The sequence below is a fragment of the Planktothrix sp. FACHB-1355 genome (assembly GCF_014748295.1).
Classification (GTDB): domain Bacteria; phylum Cyanobacteriota; class Cyanobacteriia; order Cyanobacteriales; family Aerosakkonemataceae; genus Aerosakkonema; species Aerosakkonema funiforme_A.
In genome coordinates, this window is sequence record NZ_JACJUP010001122.1 from 1 (window position 1) to 2,257 (window position 2,257).

Here is a 2,257-nt window from a genome sequence, read left to right on the forward strand (position 1 = left end):
TCAATCTCTGTTGGTTTTCCTTCCGATAAAAAGCTTAAAACTTCTTGCAAAACAATAGGAGTATCGTCAGGCGATCGCCAATCTTGCTGATGAAATGGTTGTAGGTAAGAATATAAATCGTAACTGGGCATCCAATTAACAGAACAACCTACCCGAATTGGCAGAATAGCTGGTTTGTTGTCGGGACGATAATTGCGTAATTCTCTAGCTCGACGTACTTTTTCTGCAATCAACTCGCTCGTTGCAGATTTCTCGGATAGGAGCAGCAATAAATAATCGCTTCGCCTTAATTCTTCTTCTAAATGTAACAGTAGCCAACAATCACCCTGCTTTAAATTATAGCGAGAATGTCTGCCTGTTTCTTCTAGCAAGCTAAGCGTCTCTCCAGCCAGAAATATTTCGTGTCCAGCCGCTTTTAATTCCCCATAAATCTGCATAGCGAGGCTAAGTTCCGGTTCTTGTTCGCAGTGCGAAAGCAAAACTCTGATATTCGCCGTCGTGCGAATTTGGTAAAGTGGTATCGCATCATTAATTCCCTTTAACTTTCTCGGCCCCCAGTAAATGGCCGCCATCTGGATATAATTTTTGACGACATCGTAAACAGTTTGCGATATACAAATACCCCCCGGTTCCGCCTCGTTTTGTAGCCGAGCTGCAATATTAACTCCATTTCCCAAAACATCTGCTTCCCGGAAAAATACATCTCCCAAATGAATGCCAATGCGATGGTTCAATACATCAATTGGATGCAAATTGCAAGCAGCTTTCTGAAGTTCTTTCTGAATTTCTACAGCGCAGGTAACGGCTTGGACGGCGCTGGCAAAGTACATCAGCATTCCATCACCCAAGGTTTTCATCACCTGGCCTTCGTATTCTCGGCACAGCTGTCTCATCAGCCGGAAGTCCCGGTCGATTAAATTGAGGGTATGCTCTTCGTCGAGTACCATCCGCGCACTAAAGTTCACCACATCTGTGAAGACGATGGTGGCTAGAATGCGCTGTCCTGCAAAATTGGGCGGCAGAGCTGAGGAAAGCATAATTCGCCTTCTGGGAAGCTGACGGTTTGATGAGAGTGTATTGCACTAGATTAACCCAGGTTTTAGCTGATTTTTGTGCCACGCTCAACCGATATGTTCCCAGAATACAACTTTAAGCAGATTTCGTAACCGATATGAGGGTTTGCTCGCTGCATTCAAATCTGGCGTAGCGGCGGAAAGCAATGCTCTGGATTTAATCCTGTAAATTATCGTTAAAAGTAGGAAATGGAGCGTTTATATCTGCCCATAATTGACTTGTCATTTATTATCCCCAATTGTAATTTCCTAAGATTTATATATAGTTATTTAAAAACACCTCCATTTTTGTTAATATGAATAAGTAAAAATGTCAATTTGAGGCTGCATCTGCTGGTGCGATCGATCGAGAAGAATTAATTATCGGTATCCCGATCTCAACTGTTGTACCCAAGTCTACACCACCACTGTGTAAAGTAATAGTACCCCCCATCAGTTCCATTAATTTACGCGAGATAGCAAGTCCAAGTCCCGTTCCCCCATACTTGCGAGTTCTCGTACCATCAGCCATTACAAAAGGCCGAAACAGTTTTTTCTGCTCGTCTAGTGGAATGCCTATTCCCGTATCTTTAACGCTGACAACAACTGAAGAACTGTTATTGTTACCGTCTTTACCTGGGGTTGCTTCCTGGCGCATAGTAATAGTAATGCTGCCTGCTTCGGTAAACTTAATAGCGTTACCGATCACATTTAAGAAAACTTGTTTCAACTTGGCTGGATCTGCTTGAATTGCGATCGAATCGGCAGGCTCAGACCAAAGCAACTGTAGTTTTTTTTGTTGAATGTGAACTTTTTGTAAATCGATCGCTTCTTTGACGATCGATCGCAAATCTACCGACTCCATCACCACCGAGAGCGTACCCGCTTCTATCTTTGACAAATCTAATATGTCATTGATAATATTGAGCAGGTGAATAGCCGCATCATCTGCCCGCTGCAAAAACTCCAATTCTTCTTCCCGATCGTCGCAGTAACCATCTCTTACCAAACGAATACAGCCAATAATACCATTTAATGGTGTTCTCAGTTCGTGGGAAGTATTAGCTAAAAACTCGCTTTTTAATTGGTTAGCTGCTTGCGCTTCTTTCCAGGCCGTTTCCAGCTCCTCTGCCCAGGCTGTCAGTCGTTCCACCATACTATCAAGAGCTTCCACTAATTGATTAAACTCCTTGATTTTGAAGTCG

The 2,257-nt window shown here is 43.1% G+C and carries 2 protein-coding genes; both read right to left on the reverse strand.

Annotation, left to right across the window (positions count from 1 at the left end):
• Positions 1–1,037: adenylate/guanylate cyclase domain-containing protein (locus H6S82_RS29725; protein WP_191057214.1), on the reverse strand; the 1,037-nt coding region annotated here is incomplete at its 3' end.
• Between the two features lie 349 nt (positions 1,038–1,386).
• Positions 1,387–2,257 (reverse strand): ATP-binding protein (locus tag H6S82_RS29730; protein ID WP_242057160.1); only part of this gene is annotated, 871 nt, incomplete at its 5' end.